This is a genomic window from Streptomyces fradiae ATCC 10745 = DSM 40063 (assembly GCF_008704425.1).
In the GTDB taxonomy this organism is placed as follows: Bacteria; Actinomycetota; Actinomycetes; order Streptomycetales; family Streptomycetaceae; genus Streptomyces; species Streptomyces fradiae.
In genome coordinates this window covers 6,260,860-6,286,212 of record NZ_CP023696.1, presented here as the reverse complement: position 1 = coordinate 6,286,212, position 25,353 = coordinate 6,260,860, and the positions used below count along the sequence as shown (strand labels likewise).

Sequence of the window (25,353 nt, the reverse complement as noted above, 5' to 3'; positions counted from 1 at the left end):
GGGCCGCGCCGCGCGGTGCGGGGCTATCCCGCCGTGGTGATCTCGTCGTGCCGGGGGCCGCCCAGCACCACCTTGAGCGCTCCGGTCACCGCGGCGCGCGAGAAGACGTCGTACGCCTCCTCCATCTGGCCCAGCTCGAAGCGGTGGGTGACCATCGCCGACGCGGCCGGCAGGCGCCCGGCCGCCATCATCCGCAGCAGCAGGGGGGTCGAGTGGGTGTCGACGAGACCGGTGGTGATCGTGACGTCCTTGCTCCACAGGTCCTCGAGGTGGAGGGTGGCCGGTCTGCCGTGGACGCCGACGTTCGCGACGCGGCCGCCCGGACGGACCATGCGCGTGCACTGCTCGAACGCCTCCGGGACGCCGACCGCCTCGACGACGACGTCGGCGCCGATCCCGTCGGTGAGGTCCGCCACCAGGGCCTCCGGGTCCTCGGCGGCGCTGACGGTGGCGTCGGCGCCCACGTTCCGCGCCGCCTCCAGCCGGGACTCCGCCAGGTCGACGGCGATGATCCGGCCCGGGGAGTACAGCTTGGCGGTCGCGACGACCGCCAGGCCGATGGGCCCGGCGCCCACGACGACCACGGTGTCCCCGGGGCCGACCCGCCCGTTGAGGACGCCCACCTCGTACGCGGTCGGGAAGATGTCCGCCAGGAGCACGGCGTCCTCGCTGGTCACGCCCGCGGGCAGCGGGTGCACCGACAGGTCCGCGAAGGGCACGCGCACATACTCGGCCTGCGTTCCGTCGATCAGGTGACCGAGCGTCCAGCCGCCCCCGCCGCGGCACTGGCCGTACCGGTTCTCCCGGCAGAAGCGGCAGCGGCCGCACGCCGCGATGCAGGAGACCAGCACGCGGTCGCCGGGCCGCACCGTCCGCACGTCGCCGCCGACCTCCACGACCTCCCCCACCGCCTCGTGACCGAGGACCGTGCCGGGGGCCACCTCGGGCACGTCGCCCTTGACGATGTGCAGGTCGGTGCCGCAGATCGTCACGGCGTCCACGCGCACCACCGCGTCCGCGGCGTCCTTGATGCCCGGATCGGGGACGTCCTGCCAGGAGGTCCGTCCGGGGCCTTCGAAGACCAGAGCCTTCATGACGACGTCCTTTCGCATGGCTCGCTGTCTCCTTACCAGCGTCGCTCCACCGGGCGGAGGCCGCCTGGGCCGGTCGGCCCCCGGAGCGGGCCGCCCGGTCCCCGCCGGGCGCCGCACCGGCCCGTACGAGAGGCACCCGGCGGCGGTCCGGTCCGGTGGGCCGCGCGCCCCGGCCGGTACGGCCCCGTGGGGGCACGCCCCCCCCGCTGCCGGGGGCCTCGCGGGCGATGCGGCCGGTACGGCCTGCTGGGCACGCCGGGGACACGCCGTGCGGCCGGTACGGCCCGGGCGTCAGGCGGCCGGTACGGCCCGGGGGCGATGCGGCCGGTACGACCCTGCCGGGCACGCCGGGGACACGCTTTGCGGCCGGTACGGCCCGGGCGTCAGGCGGCCGGTACGGCCCGGGGGCGATGCGGCCGGTGCGGCCTCGTGGGCGGTGCGGCCGGCGCTCCTGCCGCGGCCGGGATGCGGGTCCGTCGCGCCGCCGCCACCATGGACGCAGGGCTCCCGTGGACCACCCGGGCCCCCGCGACGCCTTCCGCGCCCTCGCGGGCCGGCGCGGACGTCCCGGGGACCGGCTGATCGAGGCGCTCGCCGGGGCCCGGTCGCACACCCCCGACCGGCCCGGGGCCTGGGCCCCCGAGGTGGCGCGGGGCCTGGGCCTGCCCGCCGCCTCCGGGCTCGGGCCCGCCGGGTACTACGCGGACCTCGCCGCCCCGCGCGGCCGGCGCCACGTCCGGGTGTGCACGGCGGCGGCCTGCTTCTGCGCCCGCGGCGGACGGCCGCCGTCCGATGTCGAGGAGGCGCTGGGCGTCGTGGTGGACTCCGTGTCGGCGGACGGCGGGACGTCGGCGCAGGGGGTGCGGTGCCTCGGGTACTGCTACGCGGGCCCGGCGGCGCTCGACGGCGACGCCGCCCGCACCGGCCCGACCCTGGCCGCCCAGCTGTCCGGGCGGGAGCCGCCGCGCGCGCCGGACGTGCCCGCGGCCGACGGAACCGGTGATCCCGTCCTGCTGAGCGGCCCGGTGGCCGGCGAACCCGCCTGGCGGGTCTGGCCCGCGGCGGTGGCGGCGGGCGCCCCCGAGGACGTGCGGCGCGAGGTGGCGGTGTCCGGGCTGCGGGGGCGGGGCGGCGCCGGCTACCCGGTCGCGGCGAAGTGGGAGGCGGCCGGCGGGGCGCCCGGAACGGTGGTGGTGGCCAACGGCGACGAGGGGGACCCCGGTTCGTACGCCGACCGGCTGCTCATGGAGTCGGCCGCCGGGCGGGTGCTGGAGGGTCTCGCGCTCGCCTGCTTCGCCTGCGGGGCGCGCCGGGGCGTGGTGCTGGTGCGCTCCGAGTACCCGCGGGCCCTGGCCCGGATGCGCGACGCGGTGGAACGCGCCTACGCAGACGGGCACTTCGGCCGGTCCGTGCACGGCACGGGCACGGACCTGGAGGTGCGGGTGGTGGAGGGCGCCGGGTCCTACGTGGCCGGTGAGGAGACCGCGCTGATCGCCCGTCTGGAGGGCGGCCGGGGGTGCGCACGGCCCCGGCCGCCGTATCCGGCCCGGCGCGGGCTGTGGGACGCGCCGACGGTGGTGAACAACGTCGAGACCCTGGCGGCCGTCCCGTGGATCGTCTCCCGCGGCGGCGCGGCCTACGCGGCGCGCGGGGTGCCCGGTGAGACCGGTACGAAGCTGGTGTGCCTGTCGGAGCGGTTCGCCCGGCCGGGGGCGTACGAGGTCGAGCTCGGCACGCCGGTGCGCCGGATCGTGGAGGAGCTGGGCGGCGGGCTCAAGGGCGGTGCCGAGGCGGCCGTCGTCCAGGTCGGCGGGCCGCTGGGCGGCTTCCTCGGCCCGGACGACCTCGACGTGCCGCTGACGGCCGCCGCCCTCGACGCGCACGGTGCCGCCCTCGGGCACGGCGGGCTGGTCGCCTTCGACCGGTCCGTCGCGCCCGCCGACGCCATGCGGCACGTGTGGGAGTTCGCCGCGGCGGAGAGCTGCGGCGCCTGCTCGCCGTGCCGGGTGGGCTCCCGCACGGGCCTGGAGTGGGCCCTGGCGGGCGCCCCGCCGGACGGGGCGTGGGAGCGGCTGTCGCGCGTGCTGGCCGAGGCGAGCCTGTGCGCCTTCGGGCGGCGCGTGCCGGCCGCCGTGCGGAGCCTGGCCCGCGCTTACGGGGAGCCGCTGGCGGGGTGGTCGCGATGACCGGCGACGCGGGCGGCGCCCCGGACGGCACCCCGGCAGACGCACCCGGCACCCCGGACGGCACCCCGGCAGACGCACCCGGAGACTCGCCGGACGGCGACAGCGCGGGTCCCCCGGCGGGAACTCCGGCCGACGCCCCCGACGCCCCCGGCGGCCGCCTCCACGTCGAGGTCGACGGAGCGGCCGTCGCCGTGCCGGCGGGCGCCTCGCTGCTCGCGGCCGTGCGGGCCGCCGGGGCCGAACTGCCGGCGCTCTGCTCGGACGACCGGTTCGGCCCCGCCGGCTCCTGCCGTACGTGCCTGGTGCGCGCCGGCGGACGGATCGCCGCCGCCTGCGTGACCCCCGCCGTGTCCGGCGCGCGGGTGGACACCGCCGCCGCGGACCTCGTGCGGCTGCGCCGCGAGGCGGTGGAGGTCATCGCCTCGGTCCTGCCGCCCCGCGCGCTGGCCGGGGACAACCCCAGCGAACTGGCGCGCGTCTGCCGGTCGCTCGGGGTAGGCCCCGACGCCGCGCGGGGCACCGGGGGCCGGGGCCGCGACGACTCCCACCCGTACGTCCACCTCGACCGGGACCTGTGCATCGCCTGCGGCCGCTGCGTCCGGATGTGCGCCGAGGTGCAGGGCACCTTCGCGCTCACCCTCGTCGGCCGGGGCGCCGACACGCAGGTCGCCCCCGGCACCGGCGGCCCCTGGGCCGAGTCGGACTGCGTGGCGTGCGGCGGCTGCGTCGACACCTGCCCCACCGGCGCGATCACCCAGCCGGGGCCGGCGGCCGGGCTCACCTCCGCGTACGCGCCCCCCACCGCGACGCGTACGACGTGCGGGTACTGCGGGGTCGGCTGCGCCCTGGACGTCGTCGCCGACGGCGGGCGGGTCACCGCGGTGCTGCCGGCACGGGACGGCCCCGTCAACGACGGGCACGCCTGCGTGAAGGGGCGCTTCGCCCACGGCTTCCTCACCTCCCCCGAGCGGCTCACCCGGCCGCTCGTCCGGCGCGGCGGCCGGCTGGAGCCCGCCGGGTGGGACGAGGCGCTGGAGCGCGTCGCCCGCGGGCTGCGCGCGGCCGTCGCGGCGGGCGGCCCGGACGCCGTGGCGGCCGTGTCGTCGGCCCGCGCCACCAACGAGGAGAACTACCTCGTCCAGAAGTTCATGCGGGTGGTCGTCGGCACCAACAACGTGGACAACTGCTCCCGCCTGTGCCACTCCCCCTCGGCCGCGGGACTCACCGCCTCCTTCGGGCTGCCGGGGGGCACCGACTCCTTCGACGGGGTGGAGCGGGCGGACTGCCTGTTCGTGGTGGGCGCGAACCCGGTCGAGGCCCATCCGGTGGTGGGGGCGCGCCTGCTGCGGCGGGCCCTGGAGGGGGCCGCGCTGGTCGTCGCCGACCCGCGCGCCGTCGGCCTCGCCGTCCACGCCGACCTTCACCTGCGGCCGCGGCCGGGCACCAACGTGGCGCTGTTCCACGGCATCGCGCACGTCCTGCTCACCGAGGGCCTGGCCGACACCGCGTTCCTGCGCGCACGCGCCACGGGGCTGCCGGAGCTCACCGAGCTGCTGGCCGGGTATCCGCCGGAGCGCGTCCAGGACATCACCGGCGTCCCGGCCGGGGACGTCGTCGCCGCCGCCCGGCTGTACGGACGGGCCGAGCGGCCCGCGATCGTCTACGGCCTCGGCGTCACCGAGCACCGGCACGGGACGGACGGGGTCCGCACCCTCGCCAACCTGGCGATCCTGCGGGGCGCCGTGGGCACGGACCGGGGCTACGGGGTGAACCCGCTGCGCGGCCAGAACAACGTCCAGGGCGCCTCCGACATGGGAGCCCTCCCCGACGTCCTGCCCGGCTACGCGAAGGTGTCCGACCCGTCGGCGCGGGCCGTGGCCGAGGCGGTGTGGGGCGCGCCGGTGCCGCCCCGGCCCGGCCTGCGGCTGCCCGGCATGTTCGCGGCGGCGCGGGCCGGGACGCTGAAGGCCCTGTGGGTCATCGGGGAGGACGTCCGCGCCACCGACCCCGACGCGAACCGGGTGGCGCGGGCCCTGGACGCCTGCCCGTTCGTCGTCTGCAGCGAGCTGTTCCCGTCCGAGACCGCCCGGCACGCCGACGTCGTCCTGCCGGCGGCGGCCTGGCTGGAGAAGGAGGGGACCTTCGTCAACTTCGACCGCAGGTTCCAGCGGGTGCGGCGGGCGGTGCCCCCGCCGGGAGAGGCGCGCAGCGACTTCGACATCGTGCGGTCCCTCGCCCGGGTGATGGGGGCCGACCTGGGGTGCGCCACCCCCGCGGACGCCCTCGCCGAGTGCGCGCGCCTCGCCGCGCCCCTCTTCGGGGGGCTCTCCCACGCGCGCATCGACCGCGAGGGCGCCGTCCCCTGGCCGTGCCCGGACCCCGGCGCTCCGGGCGAGGCGAAGCTGTACGGGAGGGGGTTCGCCACGCCGGACGGGCGGGCCCACCTGGCCGCGGCGCCCTACCTGCCGCCCGGGGAGGCCCCCGACGACGGCTACCCGCTGGTCCTGGTCACCGGCCGGCGCTGGGCCCACTACAACTCGGGCAGCATGACGCGGCGCGGCGACGGCCTCGCGCTCGGCCCGGCCGACTTCCTCGACGTCCACCCCGAGGACGCCGACCGGTACGGTCTGCGGGACGGCGCGCCGGTGGTCGTGGAGAGCCGGCACGGAAGGGCGCGGCTCGTCGCCCGGATCGGCGAGGAGACGGCGCCCGGCCAGGTCTTCTGCGCCTTCCACTTCCCGGCGAGCGGCGTCAACCGCCTCACCTCGCACCACGCGGACACGGTCACCTCGTGCCCCGAGTACAAGGTGACCGCGGTCCGCGTGTCCGCGCCGTGAAGCGGCTCCGGCCACCCGGCACGCGGCTCCGCGCCTCGGCACGCCGGCCCCGCGCCTCGGCCGGCTCGGCGCCCCGCCCGGTGGTACCGCGTACGCGGCCGTGCACGCGGCTTCGGGGCCCGGCACCGCGAGGACGCGGGGGTGCCCGTGCGCGCGGGGCGCCGGGGCCGGCGGGCTACGGGGCCGGGGCGTCCTCGCGGTGCAGGAAGGCGCCGAGGAGGTCCCCGACGGGGTGGTCGGCCTCGGCGGGGTGGCGCAGGGCCACGGTCGGGTCGATGGTGTACCGGTTGCGGCGGCCGACGCGGGTGCGGGTCAGGTACCCGGCCGCTTCCAGGTCGCCGACGATGAGCTGCACGGCCCGCTCGGTGATGCCGACGGACGCGGCGACGTCCCGGAGGCGCACGTCCGGGTCGCGGGCGATGTGCAGCAGGACGCGGGCGTGGTTGGTCAGGAACGTCCACTGGTCACCACGGGTGGGAGGCACGCTCGTCACGCTCCCGTCGTTCGTCGGCGATGGGCACGTCCATTCTTACCGCTCCCCCATCCTTACCCGAAACGGGACGGACGAATAACTTTTCGCGTATCCCTTGACGGGTTTCGCGCCATCGCGGACGCTGAAGACATTCCTCCGATAACCGGGCATCAAGGTCCGGCCTCTCCGAGAGGAGCACCGTCATGTCGTCCCCGGTACCGCCGTCGCCCCCGATGCCCCTGACGGCCGCCCTCCCCGACCCCGCCGCCATCGCCGCGGCGGCGCCCGCCCCGGTCGTGGCACCGCCGGTCACCGCCCTGCTGGCGGACTCCGTGCGGGACGTCGCCGTGATCGACACCGCGGTGCGGCTGGCCGGGCCGCGCCGGGCGCCCCTGCTGATCGTGGTCGCCCTGCCCCAGCACCCCCACCCGCCGCCCACGCCCGAGGCGGACGAGTACGCCGCCCGCCTGGTGATGGCCCGGGTGCTGCCACGGGTCCGGCGCTCCGGCCTGGCGTACCTCCCCGTCACCCACCGCGGCACGGGCGGCGGCACCCGGCTGCGGGCGGCGGGCGGGGTGCTGGACGTGGTCGCCCGCCACCGGTCCCCGGTGGTCGTGGCCGCCACCGGCGGCCCGCCCCGGCTGGACGCCCGGACCCTGGCGGAGGCCGCGGCCCTGCGCGGCGCGCCGTTCGTCCACGCCGTCACGCCCGCCGGATGGGTTCCGCCGCCGCTGCGGCTCGCGCCCGCCGGGTGACCGGACGGAAGTACGGCCGGTGGGGTGAAGGCCGGGTGACCCGCCGGGCCTGGCCCGCCACCGGCGCGCCCGGCCCCTCCCCGCACCCGCTCACCCCCTCCCCCTTCTCCTCCCCCTCCACGAGAAAGCCGGTCCACCATGGATTCCGTGTCGTTCGCCGTCCCGCTCTGGGTGTGGGGCGCGGTGACCGCGGGCATCGCCGTGATGCTCGCCGTCGATCTGATCGCCCACCGCGACAGCCATGTCATCGGCTTCCGGGAGGCCGCCTGGTGGAGCGCCCTGTGGATCGCCATCGGCCTCGGCTTCGGCCTGATCCTGCTGGTGTGGCAGGGCGGCGAGACCGCCTCCACCTACTACGCCGGCTATCTGATCGAGAAGGCCCTGTCGATCGACAACGTCTTCGTCTTCGCGCTGGTCTTCTCCTTCTTCGCCGTCCCCGACGCCTACCAGCACAAGGTCCTCTTCTGGGGCGTCATCGGAGCGCTCGGCGCACGGCTGGTGTTCATCTTCGTCGGCGTCGAACTGCTGGAGGTCTTCTTCTGGACCGCCTACGTGTTCGGCGCGTTCCTGATCTACACGGGATGGAAGATGGCCGTCTCCAAGGACGCGGAGGTCCACCCCGACCGCAATCCGGTCGTCCGCGTCGTCAGGAGGATCATCCCGACCGACTCGGCCTACCACGGCGACCGGTTCTTCATCCGCGTCGACGGCCGGCGGGTGGCGACCCTGCTGTTCGTGGCGCTGGTCGCGATCGAGGCCACCGACCTGGTGTTCGCCGTCGACTCCGTCGCCGCCGTCCTGGCGATCACCACCAACACCTTCCTGGTGTGGACCGCCAACGCCTTCGCCGTCCTCGGCCTGCGCAGCCTGTACTTCTGCCTGGCCGGGCTCCTGCGCCGCTTCGCCTACCTCCACTACGGCCTGGCGGTCCTCCTCGCCTTCGCCGGCGTCAAGCTCATCCTGTCGGAGACCCCCGTCGGCAAGCTCCCCATCCCCCTCACGCTGGGCTTCATCGCCGTCACCATCACCGTCTCCATCGTCTGGTCCCTCCTCGCCACCCGCGGCGCTCCCCCCGGCGGCGACGGCCGGCCGGCCGAGCCCGCCGGGCAGGGCGGCACGTCGGGCACCACCCCGCCCGCCACCGCGCCCCGACCCGCCCCGCGCGACGAGGACACCCCCTGACCCGCCGGGGGGTTCCCCCGCTCCGCGGCCGGCTTCACGGCCGGCGGCGGGCGGCGGCGACCACGGGCAGGAGGGCGAGGGAGAGGACGCCGCCCGCGAGGGCCAGGACGGGGTAGCCGGTGGCGGCGACCACGATCCCGGAGGCCATACCGCCGGTGGCACCGGCGACGGCGACCGCGACGTCGACGAGCCCCTGCGTCCTGGCGCGGGTGGCGAGCGGGACGTTGTCGGTGATGATCGCGGTGCCGGCCACCAGGCCGAAGTTCCAGCCCAGTCCCAGCAGGGCCAGGGCGAGGGCGAGGAGGGGGACGGAGTCGCCCGGCGCCAGGGCGGCGACGGTCCCCGAGGCGAGGAGCGTCAGGCCGGAGGCCGCGGCGACCTTCAACCGGCCGTGGCGGTCGACGAGCCGGCCGGTCAGCGGCGAGGGCAGGTACATGGCGCCGATGTGGACGGCGATGACCAGACCGGAGGCGGCGGTGCCATGGCCGTGGCCGTGCATGTGCACGGGGGTCATCGTCATGATCGCGACCATGACGAGCTGGCTGAGCACCATGACGAGACCGCCCAGGGCCACCCCGCCGCGGCCTTCCGGGAGGTCCGCGGGGTCGGCGGCGGCCGCGCCGGCGGCAGCGGCGGCCTCCTCCTCCTCGGCGAGGGTGCGGGCCAGGAGCAGCGGGTCGGGCCGCAGCCACACCGCGAGGACGAGCGCGGCCAGCGCGTAGGCGAGGCCGGCCAGGATGAACGGCCCGGCGAGATGCGGGATGCCGAGGGCCTCGGCGAGGTGGCCGGTGGGGGCGGCGAGGTTGGGTCCCGCGACACCGCCGACAGTGGTGGCGACCAGGACGGTGGAGACGGCTCGGCCGCGGTGGGCGGGGGCGGCGAGGTCGGCTCCGGCGTAGCGCGCCTGGAGGTTGGTGGCGGTGCCCGCCCCGTAGACGAAGAGGGCGACGAACAGCAGGACCGGCCGGCCGAGGACGGCGGCGGCGAGGACGCCGGCCGAGCCTACGGCGCCGGTGAGGTATCCGGCGGCGAGGCCGGGACGGCGCCCGCGGGCCTGGGAGACGCGGCCGACGGCCACGGCGGCGAGCGCCGAGCCGGCGGTGAACAGGGCGCTCGGCAGTCCGGCGAGGCTGGTGGAGCCGAGCATGTCCTGCGCGAGCAGGGCGCCGACGGTGACGCCGGCGGCGAGACCCGCGCCGCTGAGGATCTGGCCGGCGACCAGGACGGTGAGGATGCGGCGCTGCACCTCGGGACGGGGCGATATCCCCGCGGCGGCGGTGGTCGTGCGGGTCACGGCGGTTCTCTCTGTGCTGCTGGACGGTGACCGGGCGGGGCGGTCGGACGGGGCGGTGGGGCGGTCTAGGGGGCTGTCGGACGGGGCGGTCGGGGCGGTCGGGGCGGGGTACGGCACCGGGACCCGTGCGGGATCGGTGCCAGGCCGTGTGCGGGGCGCGGCGCCGGCGGTGGTGCGGTGGTGCAGGGGTACGGGGATACGGGGGTACGGCCCGGTGCCGCCGGGCCGGCCCCGCCGGGTCGGGGCGTCGGCGCCACGTTAGCCGCCGCTACCGGGGCACCGCCGACCGGGCGGGCGCGGGCCGCCGCACGGCCGGCCCCGTACGGCGGGGCGCACCGTGGTGTCCGGCGCCGCGGGCACTGCTCTGCACCGGGGGACCCGGGGCGCGCTGCCGCCCCGCCGTTCCGTTGCCGGGGCCCGCCGGGCGGGGGCGGGGCGCCGCACCGGCGGGACGGGGGTCACCGCCCTGGGCCGGGGCGGCGGTCCGGTGGGTATCCCGGCCAGACCGGTCCGGGCCGCGCGTCGCGGCCCCACAGCGCTCCGCCCGGCTCCGGGGGCGGCGGGGTGCCCCGGCGCAGCGGCCAGGCGCAGAGCATGCCGACCGCGAAGCCGACGACATGGGCCAGGTACGCCACGCTGCCCGCCTGCGAGACGCCCGCCCCGTACGAGTACACGGCCTGGAGCACGAACCACAGCCCCAGCACCGACCAGGCGGGCAGGCGCAGCGGCAGCATGATCAGGAACGGCACCAGCACCCACACCCGCACCTTGGGGTAGAGCACCAGATACGCCCCGAGCACCCCGGCCACGGCGCCCGACGCGCCGATGAGGGGCGTGGCCGAGTCGGGGTCCACCAGGGCGAAGCCGTACGTGGCCGCGTAGCCGCACAGGACGTAGAACAGCAGGTAGCGCACCTTGCCGAGACGGTCCTCGACGTTGTCGCCGAACACCCAGAGGAAGAGCATGTTGCCGAGCAGGTGGAGCCAGCCGCCGTGCAGGAACATCGCCGTGAGGGCGGACAGCGGCGGCGACTTCTCGTAGTCGGGCGGTGCCACCACACAGCCCGGCCCGGCGGGTCCCACCCCGGTCTGGCCGGTCGGCACCAGCTCGGGGAGGCGGCCTTGGATCAGCTCGCGCGGCACGGCCGCCCACTGGTCCAGGAACGACTCCAGCCGGCACCACTGCGCCAGCCCGCCCTCGCCCGCGAGGGACCCGGCCATGCCCGGAGTGCGCAGGAAGACGGCGACGTTGACCGCGATCAGCACGTACGTCACCCAGGGGGTCCGCCGCGAGGGGTTCACATCATGAACGGGAATGACCACAGGGGAACCCTGCCCGGGCACACGTGCGTGAATCAGGGCGGCGGAGGCGGGGCGTCACCGTGCCGGGTGTGCCGGGGGCGTGCGGCCACGGCGGGGCGCCGTTCCGGACCGGCCGAGCCGGTCGCACCGGCCACGGCTTCGGCGACCGTACCGGTGCCAGGGGTGGCGGCCGCTCCGGACGGGTACCCGGCACGGGCCGGGCGCCGACATCGAACGGGAGGGGAGCATGCCGGACCGCGCAAGGCCGCTGGTGGTCGTCACGGGGGTCTCCGGATCGGGCAAGTCCACGGTCGGCCGGGCCCTGGCGGGCCGGCTGGGTGTGCCGTACGAGGAGGGCGACGACCTCCATCCTCCGGAGAACATCGCGAAGATGGAAGCCGGGGCGCCTCTGACGGACCGGGACCGGGAGCCCTGGCTGGACCGGGTCGCCGCCTGGCTCGGCGGGCGGCTCCAGGACGGCGGTGGCGGCGTGGTCGCCTGCTCGGGGCTGAAGCGGCGGTACCGGGACCGGCTCGCCGCCGTGTCGCCCCGCGTCTTCTTCGTCCACCTGCACGGCCCGGTCGAGCTGATCGCCGGCCGCATGGCCGCCCGGCGGGGCCACTTCATGCCGCCCGCCCTGTTGCGCTCGCAGGTCGCCGCCCTGGAGCCACTGGCGCCTGACGAGCACGGCGCCGCCGTCTCCGTCGAGGGCACGCCCGAGGAGACGGTGGCGCTGGCGCTCCGCGCGGTGCGCCAGCGCCACTCGCCGGGAGCGGCGGGAGAGGGGCGCGGGCCGGGGCCCGAGGCTCCGGAGTGAGGCGTCCGGAGCTCGGAGCGAGCCGTCCGGGTGGGGGCGGCGGCCGGGCCGCGGGCGGGTATCCGGGCCGCGGGCGGCGTCCGGAGGGGGTACGGCGTGCCGGGTCGGGGGGCGTGGGCCGGGTGGCCGCATCCGGGCATCGGCCCGGACGTCGGGGGGTACCCGGGTGCCATGATCATGTCGGTGGAGCTGCTGCCCGAGTCGACCCTGAGCGACGTCATCGGGCTGATGGTCCGGCTCGTCGAGTTCGCCGGGGCGCTGGTCATCTTCCTGGGCGCGGCCTGGGCGTTCGTCCAGTTCGCCAAGGCCGGGCTGAAGGGTCGCGGCCGGGTGGCCGGCTTCAACCGGATCCGGCTCAGCCTCGGGCGCTTCCTCGTGCTCGGCCTGGAGTTCCAGCTCGCGGGGGACGTGCTGCGCACGGCGGTCGCGCCCAGCTTCACCGAGATCGGGCAACTCGCGGCCATCGCCGCCATCCGTACCGCGCTCAACTACTTCCTGGGCCGGGAGATCGCGCAGGAGCGGGCCGAGCTCGCGCGCGGCGAGGCACCGGAGGGGCGGCGCCCCGCGGAGGGGATGCCGACGTGATCCCCTGGGCGCAGGGCGCCGCGCTGCTGGTCACCGCCGCCGGGCTGGTCGCCGCGCCGGCCGCGTACCGGATGGTGGGCGACGCCCGCCGCGCCCTGGCGGTGCTGCTCGACTTCCTGACGGCCGCCGGGCTGGTCCGGCTCTCCGGGGACCTCTCGTGGAACGGCGTCCTCACGGCCGCCGCCGTGATCGCGCTACGGCACCTGATCACTTTCGGGCTGACGCCGTCGCGGTCCGGGTCCGCCCCCGGGGCGCGGCCGTGGGTGCGGTAGGCGGGTGCGGTAGGCGGGTGTGTCGAGGGCCGTGGCCGGGGCGCGATCCGTGCGGTTCCCGCTACCGGGGTTCCGGACCGTGGTGCGGGGCCCGGGCCGGGGCGGTCGCGTCGGACGAGGGCGGGGCGGTCGCGTCGGACGGGGGCGGGGCGGCGCTCCGGGGCGCGGTGGGAGGACCGGGCGCGGCGCGGTTCGGTGCGGGTCGCGTCGGTTCGGGGGGTTCCGGGCCGCGCCGGTCCGGGACGCGGTCGGCCTCCTGTGGGGGGCGGGCTGCGGGGTGGTGTGCGGTGCGGGCGGGGCGGTGCGCGGGGTCGCGGGTTCGGCCCGTGGTCCGCGGCCCGTACGCGGTTCGGCTGGAGCGGTGGCACCGGACGGGGTGCCCCGCGCGGAGGAGAACGGAGTGATGGCCCATGCGCGCGCTGACGGTCCGGCCCGGCCCGGAGCCCTCGACGGAGGTGCGGGAGCTCGGCACACCCGTACCCGCCGATGCGGAGCTGCTGGTCAGAGGGGTGGCGCTCGGGGTGTGCGGTACCGACCGGGAGATCGCCGGGGGCCACTACGGCACCCCGCCCGCGGGGCGCGACTGGATGGTCGCCGGGCACGAGTCGCTGGGGCGGGTGGAGGAGGCGCCGCCCGGCAGCGGCTTCTCCCCCGGCGACCTCGTCGTCGGCGTGGTCCGCCGGCCGGACCCCGAGCCGTGCGGGGCGTGCGCGCGCGGCCTTTTCGACATGTGCCGCAACGGCCGCTACCGCGAGCGGGGCATCAAGGAACTGGACGGCTACGGCGCCGGGTACTGGACCGTGGAGCACGACTACGCCGTGGCGCTCGACCCGCGCCTCGAACCGGTGGGCACGCTGCTGGAGCCGGCCTCCGTGGTCGCCAAGGCGTGGCAGCAGGTGGACCTGGTGGGGGCGCGTTCCTGGTTCGAGCCGCGCCGCGTCGTCGTGACCGGAGCCGGGCCGATCGGGCTGCTCGCCGCGCTGATCGGCGTGGAGCGGGGCTTGGAGACCCACGTGCTGGACCGTGTCGAGCGGGGCCCGAAGCCGGCGCTCGTCCGGGCGCTCGGCGCGGAGTACCACAGCGGCGACGCCGAGGACGTGCTGGACGCCGTGCGGCCCGACGTGGTGATCGAGGCGACCGGGGCGGCGCGGGTGGTGTTCGCCGCCGTCTCGGGGACCCGGCCGTACGGGGTGGTCTGCCTGACCGGTGTGTCGCCGGCGGGGCGGCACATCACCGTGGACGCGGGCGCCGCCAACCGGGGTCTGGTCCTGGAGAACGACGTGGTCGTCGGCTCCGTGAACGCCAACGTCGACCACTACCGGCAGGCCGCCGCCGTGCTGGCGCGGGCCGACGGGGCGTGGCTGGAGCGCCTGATCACCCGGCGGGTGCCGCTGGAGGGGTACCGGGAGGCCTTAGACGCGCGGGAGGACGACGTGAAGGTCGTCATCACCCTGGACGGCGCCGGCTGACGGCGCGTCGCGGAGAGGCCGCCCCGGTCGGGGCCGGGGGTGCGGGGCCGGGCGGCCGGGCTGAGCGGGGGGCCAGGCGGCCGGGCCGGGCGGGGGCCGGGCGGCCGGGCCGGGCGGGGGGCCGGGCGGCCGGGCCGGGCGTTCCCGGGTGGACTCGCTCCTCCCGGGGCCGGGTGGGTGCCTTCCGGGTGGGCGTCCTCCGTGCGCGCCCACCGCGGGCACGGCCCTACCGCGTGGGCCCCTTCCGGGTGGGCGCCGTTCGCGTGGCCGCTTTCCGGTCGGCCGCGGCGATGTCGTCGTAGACGAGCAGCCCGTCGTCCCGCAGCCGTACGCCGGGCGTCGGAGTGTGCGGCGTCAGCCGCCCGTCGTGCATCAGGTGCGCGGTGGGCACGCCCCTGGCCAGGACCGCGAAGTCGGCGATGAGCCGCCGGTGGCAGCGCCACCACACCGTCTCGCCGCACATCACCGCCGTACGCCCGGCCCCGGCCCCGCCCGCGCCCCCATCCCCGTCCCCGTCCCCGTCCCCGTCCTCCGCCTCCGCCTCCGCCTCGCCGAGCAGCCGGTCCATGGCCGCGACGAAGGCGGGCGTGCGCGTGTGGGCCGCGTAGCCCCGGAAGGAGGTGTTGCGCCAGACGACGTCCGGACTGCCGGCGGGCGGCTTGCGGAACCCGCCGAGGTCCGGCTCCCACCGGTAGGCCACCCCGCTCTGCGGCAGCCACTCGGAGAGCCGGCCCCGGGCGACCTCCGGGTCGCGGCGGCTGCCCGGCGCGGTGCGCACGTCGACCAGCGTGCGCACGTCCGCGCCCCGCAGCAGCTCCACGATGCGCTCCCGCGGCGCGGTGCCGTGCCCGAACGTGACCAGCCTGGCGTCCATCCCTCCAGCCTGCCGGGCGGCGGTGAGGAGCGCAGCCCGGCACGAACCCCGGGGCGGCCCGGGTCCGAGTCGCGCCCGGCGTCCGGGCCCCGGGTCGCGCTGCGGACGTGATGCGCGGGAAGCGGGAGGTGTGCGGGCGCGGTCCTCGTGGCACGCGCACGGGATGGCCAAGACCCCGCATCCCCTCGAGGCGCTGCGCGCCGAGGCCCGGTCGGTGGCGGGCGCGGTACGGCGTGCCTGCGCCGGACCGGGCCGCGAGCGCGACCTGGCCGCCCAGTCGCTGAAGGCCGCGCTGGCCGCCCTGGTCGCGTGGATCGTCGCGAGCCGGGTGCTGCACGCCCCGATGGCGTTCATCGCCCCGTGGGCGGCGGTCGCCCTCGTACGGTCCACGGTGTACCGGTCGCTCACGGAGAGCCTGGAGCAGCTCGCCGCCATCGCCCTGGGCACCACCCTGGCGACCGCCGCGGGGACGGCGCTCGGCGACCCGACACTCGCGATGGCGCTGGTGCTGCCGGTCGTCCTGCTCCTCGGCAACTGGCGGCGACTCGGCGATCAGGGCGTCTACGGGGCCACCGCCGCCCTGTTCACCCTCACCACCGGTGACTCCGGCGTCGAGCAGGGGGTCGCGCGGCTGCTGGAGACCGGGCTGGGCGCGGCCGTCGGTGTCGCCGTCAACCTGCTGGTCCGGCCCCCGGTCTACCTGCGGGACAGCCGCAACGCCCTGCGTACCGCCTCAGGCGCCGTCTCCGCGTGCCTCTCCTCCGTCGCCCGCGGGCTGGGCGGCGGGTCCTGGGACCACGGCGACGCCCGCGAGTGGGACGAGCAGGCGAGGCGGGCCGTCGAACTGGTGGGTGGGGCGCGCAGCGCGCTCGCCAGGACCGAGGAGAGCACCCGTCTCAACCCGGCCGCGCCGGGCCGGGCGCATCTGCTGCGGCACGGCGGCCCGTACGCCCACGCCCTGTACGTCCTGGAGGAGGTGGCCCGTTACACGCGCGACCTGACCCACACCCTGATGGAGGCCGCCGACGACGGCGCGGTCAGGCCGCGTCCGGAGGACGACGTGGCGGTGCGGTACGGCGCGCTGCTGGAGCGGGCCGCGGCGGCCCTGGAGGCGTACCGCCGGGTCGTCGAGGAGGACTCCGGGCCCGCGCGGTCCCGGCTGCGGCGGGCGGTCGCGGACGCCGAGGCCGCGCACGGGGACCTGCACCGGCTGCTCGCGGACCGCGGCACCGCCGACCCGGAGTGGATGGGCCTGTACGGCTCGCTGCTGGTGGATGCCCACCGGGCCGTACGGCTGCTGCTGGAGGAGCCGCCGCACGGCGGCCCGGACGGCGGGGGCCGCGGCTCGGGCGAGGGCCCGGGCACCGGCCGGGGCGGGCCCTTGGGAGCGGGCTCGGGACCGGGCGCCGGAAGGGGCTCCGGAAGGGGCTCGGGCACGGGTGACGGCTGAGGGGTCAGCCCGTCTCGGCCTGGGTGCGGTCGAAGGCGGGGTCGGGGCGCTCCCCGAGGTACTCGACCCAGGCCTTCTTGACGCACGGGTAGTGCGTGGTGGCCTCGACGAGGTTCATGAAGTTGACGATGTTCGTCTCGAAGCGCCTCCGGAGGGTCTCGTCCGCGATGCGGCCGTCCGCGTCGAGCTGGGAGTGGGCGGCCGCCAGGGAGAACATGTCCGGGTAGACGCGGGCGCCCAGGTGCTCCAGCGGGACGCGCAGGGCCCACAGGCCGCGGTTGCCGCCGACCATGGACGGCGACGCGGACAGCAGCAGCGCCTGCAGCTCGTTGAAGGGCTGCGGGCGCAGGCGGGACGTCCAGTCGATCAGGTTCTTCAGGACCCCGGGCACGGAGGCGTTGTACTCGGGCGAGGCGATGACGAGGGCGTCCACGGCGCGGAGCCGGTCCCGGAACCGCCGGGCGCCGGGCGGGACGCCGTCGGTCCGCTCGGTGTCACCGTCGTAGTCCGGCACCTCGAAGTCCCGGACGGAGGCGAGGGCGGAGGACGCCCCGTTGGCGTCGACCGCCTCCACGGCCAGCCGGGCCAGCTTCGTGTTGTACGAGTCGGCCCGCCGGGAGCCGGTCATGACGAGGAACGACGTCGGCCGGCGGTCGTTCGTGCTGCTCATGGCGTGCGGGCCTCTCCTCCTGGTCGCGCTTCCCGGCCGCGGGCCGGCGGTCCGGCGCCGTGGTGCGGCGCCCGTCCGGGACCGGCCGCCGCGTACAGCGGCGCCGGGGCCGGGCGCGGGGGAACGGGCGCGGTGGGGCGGCGCCCGTTCCACTGTGCGCGGCCGGTGTCGTGGCGCGCCCGGCCGGAGGGCCATACGGGGCAAGGACGGTCCCCCTGCGGGACGGGCGGACGGGGGCGCGAAGTGGCCGGGGGCGGGGGACGGGACGGGGAACGGGGCGTGGAACGGGCCGGGGATCGGGGCGGGGAGCGGGGGCGGGGCCGGCCGGGGGCTCGGGCCCGTGCGCTACATTTTGCGTCGCCTTGACCGTGATCACTCATCACCCCCTTCTGCGACGGAGAGCCGGCTCACCATGATCGACATTGTCAACGGACTCGGCCGTGCCGCCTCTTACGGCGGCCTCGGACTGGTCCTGCTGATCCTCGGCATCGTGCTGATGGACGTGCTGACACCCGGCAGCCTCCGGCGCCTCATATGGGAGGAGCGCAACCGCAACGGCGCCCTGCTGCTGAGCTCGGCGCTGCTGGGCATCGGCGGGATCGTCTTCACCTCCATCTGGTCGACGTACGACGACTTCGGCAAGGGCCTGGTGTCGACCGCCGTCTTCGGGCTGCTGGGGCTGGTGATGATGGCGGTGGCGTTCGTGGTGGTGGACTGGCTCACGCCGGGCCGCCTGGGAGCGCTGCTGGTCCATCCGGAACCGCACCCTGCGGTGTGGGTGACCGCCTCCTGCAACATCGCGGTGTCCGCGATCGTGTCGGCGTCCATCGCCTGAGTCCTCCCTCTCCGCCGCCGGTGCCGCCGGGGCCCACGGGCCGAGCGGAACCGCAGGGGCGTCCCGTGCGCCGAAACGGCACGGCGACGGCGCGGCGGCGGCGCCCGCGGACTCGGAGCCGGACACCAGGCGGGCACCACCCGGCACCCGGCGGGTCGCGGGTCAGGTCGTCGGGGCGGGTATCGGCTCGACCTCCAGGAACCGGCGGCGTCGCGGGCCCCGGTACAGCAGGGCCTCCCAGCCCAGGCGCTCCAGCACCCGCGCGCACCGGGACAGGGCCGCCTCCTCGTCCTGCGCGGCGCCGCCGCCGGGCGGGCCCAGCCACTCGACCCGCACCTGACCGGGGCGCTCACCGGGACTGACGCGGTACCCGGTGGCGGCCCGCCCTCCGTCGGCGCCGAGCGCGGACGGCGGGACGCCGGCGGCCTCCAATGCCAGGGCGACCGCCCTGACGGGCTGTCCGCGCTCCCACGCGGCCGGCGCGGCCGCCGGGTCGCCGCCCCCGGCGGTGGTGAGCCGCCGGATCTGGAGCAGCCCCTCGTACGCCACCCGCACCTCGGCCGCGCGCCGCTCGGCCGCCGCCGGGTCCGCCACGGGGTCGGGGCCGGGTGGCCCGTCCCCCGTCGCGGGTTCGAACACGGCGCCCGCCCCGCTCACCGCAGGCGCCTGATGTCGCCGCGCACCCGGTAGAAGCCGCCCGCGGCGGCGTGCAGCGCGTCCACCACGTACCGCGCGCCGGGCTCCCGTATCGCGCGCGGGAACTGCACGTTCCACGACGGCTCGTACCCCTCCGACACGACGTGGACCCGCAGCCGGCCGGACTCCCGGACGCATTCCACGACGACGGAGCCGGCCGGGACGTCCACGACCGTCGCGACGGAGGCGGCTGCGGTCGCCGGCGCGTACGTGGGCAGGGCCGCGGCGAGCTTGACGTCCCGCGCCACCGGGACCGAGCCGCGCTGGGCGGCCTCGATCGCCGCCTCGCTCGCGTCCACGCAGACCAGCGAGCCGTCCGTCGTCACCAGGTAGAGCCGCTCGTCGCGGTACTGCATCGACAGGGCCGAGCCGCCGCCCGTGCCGAGCTTCCACAGCCGCGTGCCGTTCCGGTCGAAGCAGTACACGGACGACGCGGAGTCGCCGGCGAAGACGAACCGCCCGCCGGGCGACGTGGCGCACGAGTAGACCGGGCTGTCGCAGGCGTACGTCGCCTCGATCCGGCCGTCGTCCTTGGAGAGCCGCTGCACGACGCGGTGGGCCGTGCCCGCGTACACGGCCGTGTCCTCCTGCCAGCCGAAGAGGACGGCGCCCCGCGTCTGCGTGTGCCACAGTTCGCCGCCGCCTTCGGGCGCGTACGCCGTCACGCCCCGATGGTGGCCGTGGTAGACGGCGCGGTCGTCGGCACGGACCATCCAGGCGTGCTCGCCCTGGCTGCGGCGGGCCCACTGGTGCTCGTCCTCGTGGTCGATGACGGTGAGCCGGCCGGCGCGGTCCGACACGTTCAGCACGCCCTCGTGGATGTCGAGCCAGAAGATGTCGACGTCCGCCGAGATGTCGTACGCCGCGAAGGGCAGCTTCGACGACAGGTCGTACACCCGGCCGTCGTCACAGCCCGCGTAGATCCAGAAGTCGTCCGCGACCAGGCACTTCACCCCGTCCGGGAGGTTGAAGCGGGCGAGGACGGCGCCGTCGTGGTCCAGGGTGTAGACGTCGCCCGCCTGGTTGCCGACCCAGCAGCGGTCGTCGTCCACGTGGATGCCGAACGCCGCCGACCCGGTGCGGAACCGCCACAGCACCGGCGCGACCGCGCGGGCCGTCGACGGGGCGGACGCCACCTGGCGGCGGGTCACCGCGCGGGGGGCGCGCTGTCCGGGGACGGCCGGGGCGTAGCCCTTGCGCACCTTCTCCCCCACCTTCCGGGCGGCGGCGGCGCGGGCCTTCTCGACCGTCGCGAACGTCGAGGTCTGGGTCTGGCCGGCGGCGCCGATCCGTCCGTACCGCACCGTCACCACCTGGCCGTCGACGGTCACCTCGTAGAACTTGTGGGCGCCCCCTCCGTCCTGCGACAGCTCCAGGTACGTCGTCTCGGTGGACACGGCTGCGGACATGGCTGACAGACCCCTCCCCAGGGCGGACCCGCGGCCTGTCCCGCCGGTCCCACTGGGAAAACCGTAGGACGCCGCACTGACATCGCGCCCCGGACCGGGTGTCCGCAGGAGCCCCGGGGCCGCCGGCGGCGACCGCGCCGCGACCGCGCTCCGGGCTGACGACCGCCGCCCGCCCGTCCGCACCGACCGCGTGCGCCCGCTCGGGCGCCGTGCGCCGCCGGGGTGGCCGCCGCCCCGTTCGGAGCACTCCGGCGGGCGGCGGGCGGCGCGGGCGGTGACGATGGGGCGACGAGGTGAAGGACCACGGCCGCGCGGCGGTTCGACGCGGAGGAGGCGGGGAGCATGCGGCTGCCGCAGACCCGCAGGGCCCGCGCCGTCGCGTCGCTGTCCGTGCTCGGCACGCTCGTCGCGACGAGCCTCGTCGTCGGCCCGCCCGGCTCGCGGGAGGACGCGCCGCGCGGCGCGCCGCCACCCCGCTCGGCCCGCCACCAGGGGCCGCGGCCGGCCATCGTGCCCCGTGCGGCCTGGCACGCGGAAGCCGTGTCGACCGCGCCCGCCGCCCGGTACGCCCCCGCCGTGCGGGCCGCCGTCATCCACCACACGAGCACCCCCAACGGCTACGCGTGCGCGAGCGTCCCCGCGACGCTGCGCGACGTGTACGCGGGCCACGCCCACGGCCGGGACTGGGACGACATCGGCTACAACTTCCTGGTCGACGCCTGCGGCACCATCTACGAGGGCCGGGCGGGCGGCGTCGACCGGGCGGTCGTCGGCGCCCACACCAAGGGGCTGAACGAGGGCACCGTCGGGATCGCCGCGATCGGCACGTTCGCCGAGGGCGCCGAGGTGCCCGAGCCGATGCTCGACGCGATCGCCCGGCTGGTCGCCTGGAAGCTGGACCCCGAGGGTGCCGATCCACGCGGCACGGTGACGCTCGTCTCCACCAGCGACGAGTCGCGCTTCGAGGAGGGCACGACGGCCGTGCTGCCCGTCGTCAGCGGCCACATGGACGGCTACCCCACCCGCTGCCCCGGCGCGGCGCTGTACGCCAAGCTGCCCGACATCAGCGCGCGTGCGGCCCGGCTGCAACGGCGCTGACCCACGCGTCGGCGAGCAGCTGGTGCCCGGCGGGGGTGGGGTGCACGCCGTCATGGCTCCAGTGGGCGGCGGGGGCGCGCCGCAGCGCCTCGTCGAAGACCGGCTGGAGGCGTACGAGCTCCGCGCGGTGGGCGGCGGCGAGGTCGGCGACCGCCTTCTGGCGCGTCTGCACCTGCGCGGCGAGGGCGGCGTCGAAGTCGGGGTCCCGGCCGGCCGGGAGGCAGAAGGGCTCGCAGAGCAGGAGGCGCGTGGCGGGCAGGGCCCGGCGCGTGCGGGCGAGCAGCTCGTCGTAGGCCTCGCGGAAGCGGTCGGCGTCGATGTCCCAGCAGTCGCCCTCCACCACGCGGCGGGCGTCGTTGACGCCGACGAGGACCGACAGGACGTCGGGGGTCTGCTCCAGGGTGTCCGTCCGCCAGCGGGCGGCGAGGTCGGCGATCCCGTCGCCGCTCACGCCCCGGTTGGTGAACCGCCAGCGGTGGCCGGGCGCCCTGGCGGCGGCGCGGGCGGCGACCAGGTACACGTAGCCGTGGCCGAGGGACGCGTTGGCGTCGGCGCGCTCCGGGCCGCCGCCGGGGTCCCGGCCCCGGTCGCGGCCGCTGTCGGTGAGGGAGTCGCCCTGGAAGAGCAGATGCGAACCGGCGGGGACGTTCAGGGGCATGCGCGCTCCGGAAGCCGGGGGCCTTGGCCCGGACCTGGACGGTTTCACGTGGAACGTAGGTTCCGCCCTCCGGGCTCGGCAAGGGCCGGTGCGGCCCGCCGCGGTTCGAAAGTTTCGGCGAACGGGCCGGAGTGCGTACTGTCCCGCTGATTTCTGTTGTCGGGGCCGCGCCGCCGGATCTCCCTGACGACAGGACCCACGCAACGACGGGCGAGGCAGGCATGCACAGGGACAGCGAGCACACTCCGGAGCTGGTGACCGCGGCGCGGGCGGGTGACGGCCGGGCGCGCGAGCGGCTCGTGGAGGACTACCTGCCGCTGGTCTACAACGTGGTGGGGCGGGCGCTGGACGGGCACGCGGACGTCGACGACGTGGTGCAGGACACGATGTTCCGCGCGCTGGACGGGCTGGGCGGGCTACGCGAGCCGTCCAGGTTCCGGTCGTGGCTGGTCGCCATCGCGATGAACCAGATACGCCGCCGCTGGAACGACCGCCAGCAGGCGCCCACCGCCCCGCTGGAGCGGGTGGTGGAGCGGCCCGACCCGGCGGGTGACTTCGTGGACCTGACGATCCTGCGGCTGGGACTGTCCGGGCAGCGGCGGGAGGTGGCGGAGGCGACCCGGTGGCTGGACGAGGACGACCGGGCACTGCTGTCGCTGTGGTGGCAGGAGGCGTCGGGCCGGCTCACGCGCGCGGAGCTGGCCGAGGCGCTGGGCGTGCCCGCGCGGCACGCGGCGGTGCGGGTGCAGCGGATGAAGGCCCAGCTGGAGACGGGCCGTGGGGTGGTGCGCGCCCTGTCCGCGACGCCCCGGTGCGGTGCGCTGGCCCGGCTGACGGAGGACTGGGACGGGCGCCCGGCCCCGGTGTGGCGCAAGCGGGTGGCGCGCCACGCGCGGGGCTGCCGGGCCTGCGGCGGGCACTGGGCGGACCTGATACCGGCCGAGGGTCTGCTGGCCGGTCTGGCGCTGGTCGTCCCGCTGGCGGGCTTCCCGCGGGTGCCCGGCGGAGCCGGCGCGGCCGGCGGCGGGATGGCGGTGGCCGCGACGGCCGCGGGGGTGCCGGACGGGGCGTCCGGGGCGGACGGTGCCGGGGCCGCCGGTACGGGGGCGGACGCCGGTGTGGCGGACGCGGCGGACTCGGTGCAGGCCGGGGCGGACTCGGTGCCGGCCGCGGCGGGCTCGGTGCCGGCCGGGGCGGGGTCCTCCGGGACCGGTATGCCCGGGGCCGTGGGGCCCGGGGCCTCTGGAGCCGGTACGCCCGGGGCATCGGGCGCGGGGGCCGCAGGTACCGGCACGTCCGGGGCATCGGGGGTCTCCGGGCCCGCCGCGTCCGGGGCATCGGGGGCCGGTGCGCACGGCGCCGGAGGGGCGGCGCGGTGGCGGGTGCCCGCGGCGGTCGGGGGCGCCGTCGTCGGCGGGGCGCTGCTGGCCGCCCTGTGGCCGGCGGCGCCCGAGGCGCCCGCGCCCGTACCGGACGGGCCGCCGGCCCGGGGACACGCGGCGCCCGTGTCGCCGGCGGCGCCGCCGTCCCCGTCCCGTACGCCCTCGCCCTCCCCGTCGCCCACCGCACCGCCGCCGTCCCCGTCCCCCTCCATGCCCGCGGCGCCGTCCCCGACGGCGACGCGGACGGCCGCGCCGAGCACGGCGCAGCGGCTGACGGAGCTGGTGAACGCCCGGCGAGCGGAGGCGGGCTGCGCCCCGCTGCGCCTCGACGCCCGGCTGACCGCGGCGGCCCGTGCCCACGCGCGCGACATGGCGGCGCGGGGCTACTTCGACCACGCCGACCCGGAGGGCCGCAACGCGGACGCGCGGATGGCCGAGGCCGGGTACCGGGCGGGCGCGTGGGCGGAGAACCTGCACCGGGGGCCCCGCGACCCGGCGGTGGTGGTGGGCGACTGGATGGACGGCTCGATCCACCAGGAGAACATGCTCGGCTGCCACTACCGGGACACGGGCGTGGCGGCGGTGCCGGGACCGGAGGGCACCGTGTGGGTGCAGACCCTGGCCGGCCCGGCGTGAGCCGCCGTACGCGCGTCAGGCGGAGGCGCCGAACTTCTGCACCCACCAGGGGCCGTTGGAGCGCGTGTTCACCCCGACGCCGATGTCGCGGAACGCGCAGTTGAGGATGTTGGCCCGGTGGCCGGGGGACTTCATCCAGTCGCGCACGGCCGTCGCCGGGTCGGCGGGGCCGCGGTGGATGTTCTCGGCCCACGTGCTCCAGCGGTAGCCGACCGCGTCGATGCGGTCACCGGGGCTGCGCCCCTCGGGGGTGGTGTGGTCGTAGTAGTCGCGGGCGGCCATGTCGTCGGCGTGGCCCTGAGCGGCCTTCTGCAGGAGGCCGTCGATCCGCAGGGCGGGACAGCCCGCCTTGGCGCGCTCCGCGTTGGCGAGTTCGACGACGCGCTGGACGTCACCGGAGGCGCCGCCGCCGGTGCCCCCGGTCCCGGAGGTGCCGCCGCGGTACGACTCCGTGGAGCCCTCGCGCGTGGCGGGGGCGTCCTGGCCGGCCGTCGGCCGCTTGCCGGGCGCCGTGGCGCTCCTCGCGGGCGACGCGGTGGCGGGCCTGGAGGGCGCGGGGGCCGGGGAGCCGGAGGGCGCCGCGCCGGTGCTCGCCGAGGGCGACGGGGACGCGGAGGGCCGGGGGGTGGGCGTGCCCGTCGGAGTGGGGGCCGTGGTGGTGGGGTTCGTGGCGGCGTCACCGGGGAGGGGGACGGGCACGGGGGCGACCGTGCGGGTGGCGAGGGAGCCGTTCTCGTCCTCGGGGCCGCCGAGGAGGTACGTACCGGCCGCCACGGCGGCGACGGCCACCGTGCCGGCGACGACGGTGCCTATGCCCTGGTAGGTCCAGCGCCGCCGCGCGTGACGGCGCTGCGACGCGGTGGCGGCGCCGCGGCCCTTGGCCCTGCGGCGCCTGCCGTGGCGGGCGGTCTCGGTCTGTCCGCTGCCGTCCCTGCGCGGGCGGCCGGGGTGGTCCTGGGGGTCGTGGGGGTGGTGCTGCACGGGAACTCCGCTCTCTGCTCTCCTGCACGGACGCCGGCTGTGGTCCGGCGAACAGGAGATCGGGCGCGGCTGCGGCGACAACACTTTCCGCGGAAGTTTCCCGGGAACGCTCACCGGACGCCCGGTCGGCTGCGGTCCGCGGCGCCGGGGACGGCCGCTCACGCGGGTGGCGTACGCCCGCGGCGGAGGGCCGGGGCGGCGGCGCGCCGGTCTGCCCGACGGTCGCGTGGAGGGCGGGTCCGCCCGCCGGTCGCGCGGAGGGCGCGGCGGAGGGGCCGGCGAGGGACGGTGCGGAGGACCGGGCGAGGAGGCCCGAAGGGGCGGCCGGGCGAGGGGCGGGGGCGGTGCGGGTGGTCCCTCCGGACCGCCCGGCGTGCGGGTGCGGCGCGGCTGCGCGAGG

22 protein-coding genes are annotated in these 25,353 nt (G+C 77.4%); 12 read left to right on the top strand and 10 right to left on the bottom strand.

Going from position 1 to position 25,353, the window contains the following annotated elements; translation table 11 throughout:
* Positions 1–23: 23 nt before the first annotated feature.
* Positions 24–1,094 (bottom strand): zinc-dependent alcohol dehydrogenase family protein, encoded by a 1,071-nt coding sequence (locus CP974_RS27455; RefSeq protein WP_031129606.1) that lies wholly within the window; start codon positions 1,092–1,094, stop codon positions 24–26.
* 509 nt (positions 1,095–1,603) lie between these two features.
* Here CP974_RS27455 and CP974_RS27450 point away from each other — a divergent pair.
* Together CP974_RS27450 and fdhF are read left to right on the top strand one after the other, a co-directional pair.
* Complete coding sequence (locus tag CP974_RS27450) at positions 1,604–3,280, top strand: NAD(P)H-dependent oxidoreductase subunit E (RefSeq protein ID WP_031129605.1); 1,677 nt, start codon at positions 1,604–1,606, stop codon at positions 3,278–3,280.
* Positions 3,277–6,117 (top strand): formate dehydrogenase subunit alpha, encoded by a 2,841-nt coding sequence (fdhF, locus tag CP974_RS27445; RefSeq protein ID WP_078915424.1) that lies wholly within the window; start codon positions 3,277–3,279, stop codon positions 6,115–6,117. Before CP974_RS27450 ends, fdhF begins: the two co-directional genes overlap by 4 nt.
* A 175-nt stretch (positions 6,118–6,292) precedes the next feature.
* On the opposite strand, the gene CP974_RS27440 is transcribed toward fdhF, so the two are convergent.
* Positions 6,293–6,610: a helix-turn-helix transcriptional regulator gene (locus tag CP974_RS27440; RefSeq protein ID WP_031129603.1), complete on the bottom strand. Its 318-nt coding sequence runs from the start codon at positions 6,608–6,610 to the stop codon at positions 6,293–6,295.
* 182 nt (positions 6,611–6,792) lie between these two features.
* Between CP974_RS27440 and CP974_RS27435 the strand changes: the two genes are divergently transcribed.
* Together CP974_RS27435 and CP974_RS27430 are read left to right on the top strand one after the other, a co-directional pair.
* On the top strand, positions 6,793–7,344 hold the full coding sequence (locus CP974_RS27435) for a universal stress protein (protein WP_223844592.1): 552 nt from the start codon (positions 6,793–6,795) through the stop codon (positions 7,342–7,344).
* A gap of 138 nt (positions 7,345–7,482) precedes the next feature.
* On the top strand, positions 7,483–8,526 hold the full coding sequence (locus CP974_RS27430) for a TerC family protein (RefSeq protein ID WP_031129600.1): 1,044 nt from the start codon (positions 7,483–7,485) through the stop codon (positions 8,524–8,526).
* A gap of 34 nt (positions 8,527–8,560) precedes the next feature.
* Here CP974_RS27430 and CP974_RS27425 read toward each other — a convergent pair whose 3' ends face one another.
* The gene (locus tag CP974_RS27425) at positions 8,561–9,820 is read right to left on the bottom strand and encodes an MFS transporter (protein ID WP_085921626.1); all 1,260 of its coding nucleotides are present in this window, start codon (positions 9,818–9,820) and stop codon (positions 8,561–8,563) included.
* 458 nt (positions 9,821–10,278) lie between these two features.
* A complete protein-coding gene (locus tag CP974_RS27420) occupies positions 10,279–11,142 on the bottom strand; it encodes a rhomboid family intramembrane serine protease (protein ID WP_051839122.1) in 864 nt (287 codons plus the stop codon).
* Between the two features lie 226 nt (positions 11,143–11,368).
* Here CP974_RS27420 and CP974_RS27415 point away from each other — a divergent pair, with 226 nt between their 5' ends.
* The 4 genes from CP974_RS27415 to CP974_RS27400 all read left to right on the top strand — a co-directional run bounded on the left by CP974_RS27415 (position 11,369) and on the right by CP974_RS27400 (position 14,264).
* The gene (locus tag CP974_RS27415) at positions 11,369–11,938 is read left to right on the top strand and encodes a gluconokinase (protein WP_051839121.1); all 570 of its coding nucleotides are present in this window, start codon (positions 11,369–11,371) and stop codon (positions 11,936–11,938) included.
* A gap of 171 nt (positions 11,939–12,109) precedes the next feature.
* Positions 12,110–12,523: a DUF1622 domain-containing protein gene (locus CP974_RS27410; protein ID WP_373276768.1), complete on the top strand. Its 414-nt coding sequence runs from the start codon at positions 12,110–12,112 to the stop codon at positions 12,521–12,523.
* Positions 12,520–12,795 carry a hypothetical protein gene (locus CP974_RS27405; protein ID WP_051839120.1) on the top strand — a complete coding sequence of 92 codons (276 nt, stop codon included), beginning with the start codon at positions 12,520–12,522 and terminating at the stop codon, positions 12,793–12,795. The genes CP974_RS27410 and CP974_RS27405 overlap by 4 nt, the downstream gene beginning before the upstream one ends.
* 410 nt (positions 12,796–13,205) lie before the next feature.
* On the top strand, positions 13,206–14,264 hold the full coding sequence (locus CP974_RS27400) for a glucose 1-dehydrogenase (RefSeq protein WP_031129591.1): 1,059 nt from the start codon (positions 13,206–13,208) through the stop codon (positions 14,262–14,264).
* A 226-nt stretch (positions 14,265–14,490) separates the two neighbouring features.
* Here CP974_RS27400 and CP974_RS27395 read toward each other — a convergent pair whose 3' ends face one another.
* A complete protein-coding gene (locus CP974_RS27395) occupies positions 14,491–15,138 on the bottom strand; it encodes a DUF488 domain-containing protein (protein WP_051840100.1) in 648 nt (215 codons plus the stop codon).
* Positions 15,139–15,301: 163 nt separating this feature from the next.
* Between CP974_RS27395 and CP974_RS27390 the strand changes: the two genes are divergently transcribed.
* On the top strand, positions 15,302–16,588 hold the full coding sequence (locus CP974_RS27390; protein ID WP_051840105.1) for an aromatic acid exporter family protein: 1,287 nt from the start codon (positions 15,302–15,304) through the stop codon (positions 16,586–16,588).
* Between the two features lie 4 nt (positions 16,589–16,592).
* Here the strand turns inward: CP974_RS27390 and CP974_RS27385 are convergent, their stop codons facing one another.
* The gene (locus CP974_RS27385) at positions 16,593–17,258 is read right to left on the bottom strand and encodes an NADPH-dependent FMN reductase (protein ID WP_037939958.1); all 666 of its coding nucleotides are present in this window, start codon (positions 17,256–17,258) and stop codon (positions 16,593–16,595) included.
* Positions 17,259–17,670: 412 nt separating this feature from the next.
* Between CP974_RS27385 and CP974_RS27380 the strand changes: the two genes are divergently transcribed.
* On the top strand, positions 17,671–18,093 hold the full coding sequence (locus CP974_RS27380; protein ID WP_031129645.1) for a DUF350 domain-containing protein: 423 nt from the start codon (positions 17,671–17,673) through the stop codon (positions 18,091–18,093).
* Positions 18,094–18,255: 162 nt separating this feature from the next.
* On the opposite strand, the gene CP974_RS27375 is transcribed toward CP974_RS27380, so the two are convergent.
* Together CP974_RS27375 and CP974_RS27370 are read right to left on the bottom strand one after the other, a co-directional pair.
* Entirely contained in the window at positions 18,256–18,732 is a 477-nt protein-coding gene (locus CP974_RS27375) for a hypothetical protein (RefSeq protein ID WP_223844593.1), read from the bottom strand.
* A gap of 14 nt (positions 18,733–18,746) precedes the next feature.
* Positions 18,747–20,198, bottom strand: a complete 1,452-nt coding sequence (locus CP974_RS27370; RefSeq protein ID WP_031129643.1) for a WGR domain-containing protein — start codon at positions 20,196–20,198, stop codon at positions 18,747–18,749.
* Positions 20,199–20,540: 342 nt separating this feature from the next.
* On the opposite strand from CP974_RS27370, the gene CP974_RS27365 reads away from it, so the two are divergent.
* Complete coding sequence (locus CP974_RS27365) at positions 20,541–21,296, top strand: peptidoglycan recognition protein family protein (RefSeq protein WP_031129642.1); 756 nt, start codon at positions 20,541–20,543, stop codon at positions 21,294–21,296.
* On the opposite strand, the gene CP974_RS27360 is transcribed toward CP974_RS27365, so the two are convergent.
* Positions 21,262–21,954: an SGNH/GDSL hydrolase family protein gene (locus CP974_RS27360; RefSeq protein WP_031129641.1), complete on the bottom strand. Its 693-nt coding sequence runs from the start codon at positions 21,952–21,954 to the stop codon at positions 21,262–21,264. The genes CP974_RS27365 and CP974_RS27360 overlap by 35 nt on opposite strands.
* Before the next feature lie 221 nt (positions 21,955–22,175).
* On the opposite strand from CP974_RS27360, the gene CP974_RS27355 reads away from it, so the two are divergent.
* Positions 22,176–23,972 (top strand): sigma-70 family RNA polymerase sigma factor, encoded by a 1,797-nt coding sequence (locus CP974_RS27355; RefSeq protein WP_031129640.1) that lies wholly within the window; start codon positions 22,176–22,178, stop codon positions 23,970–23,972.
* Positions 23,973–23,987: 15 nt separating this feature from the next.
* Here CP974_RS27355 and CP974_RS27350 read toward each other — a convergent pair whose 3' ends face one another.
* A complete protein-coding gene (locus CP974_RS27350) occupies positions 23,988–24,953 on the bottom strand; it encodes a CAP domain-containing protein (protein ID WP_051839135.1) in 966 nt (321 codons plus the stop codon).
* Positions 24,954–25,353 lie beyond the last annotated feature (400 nt).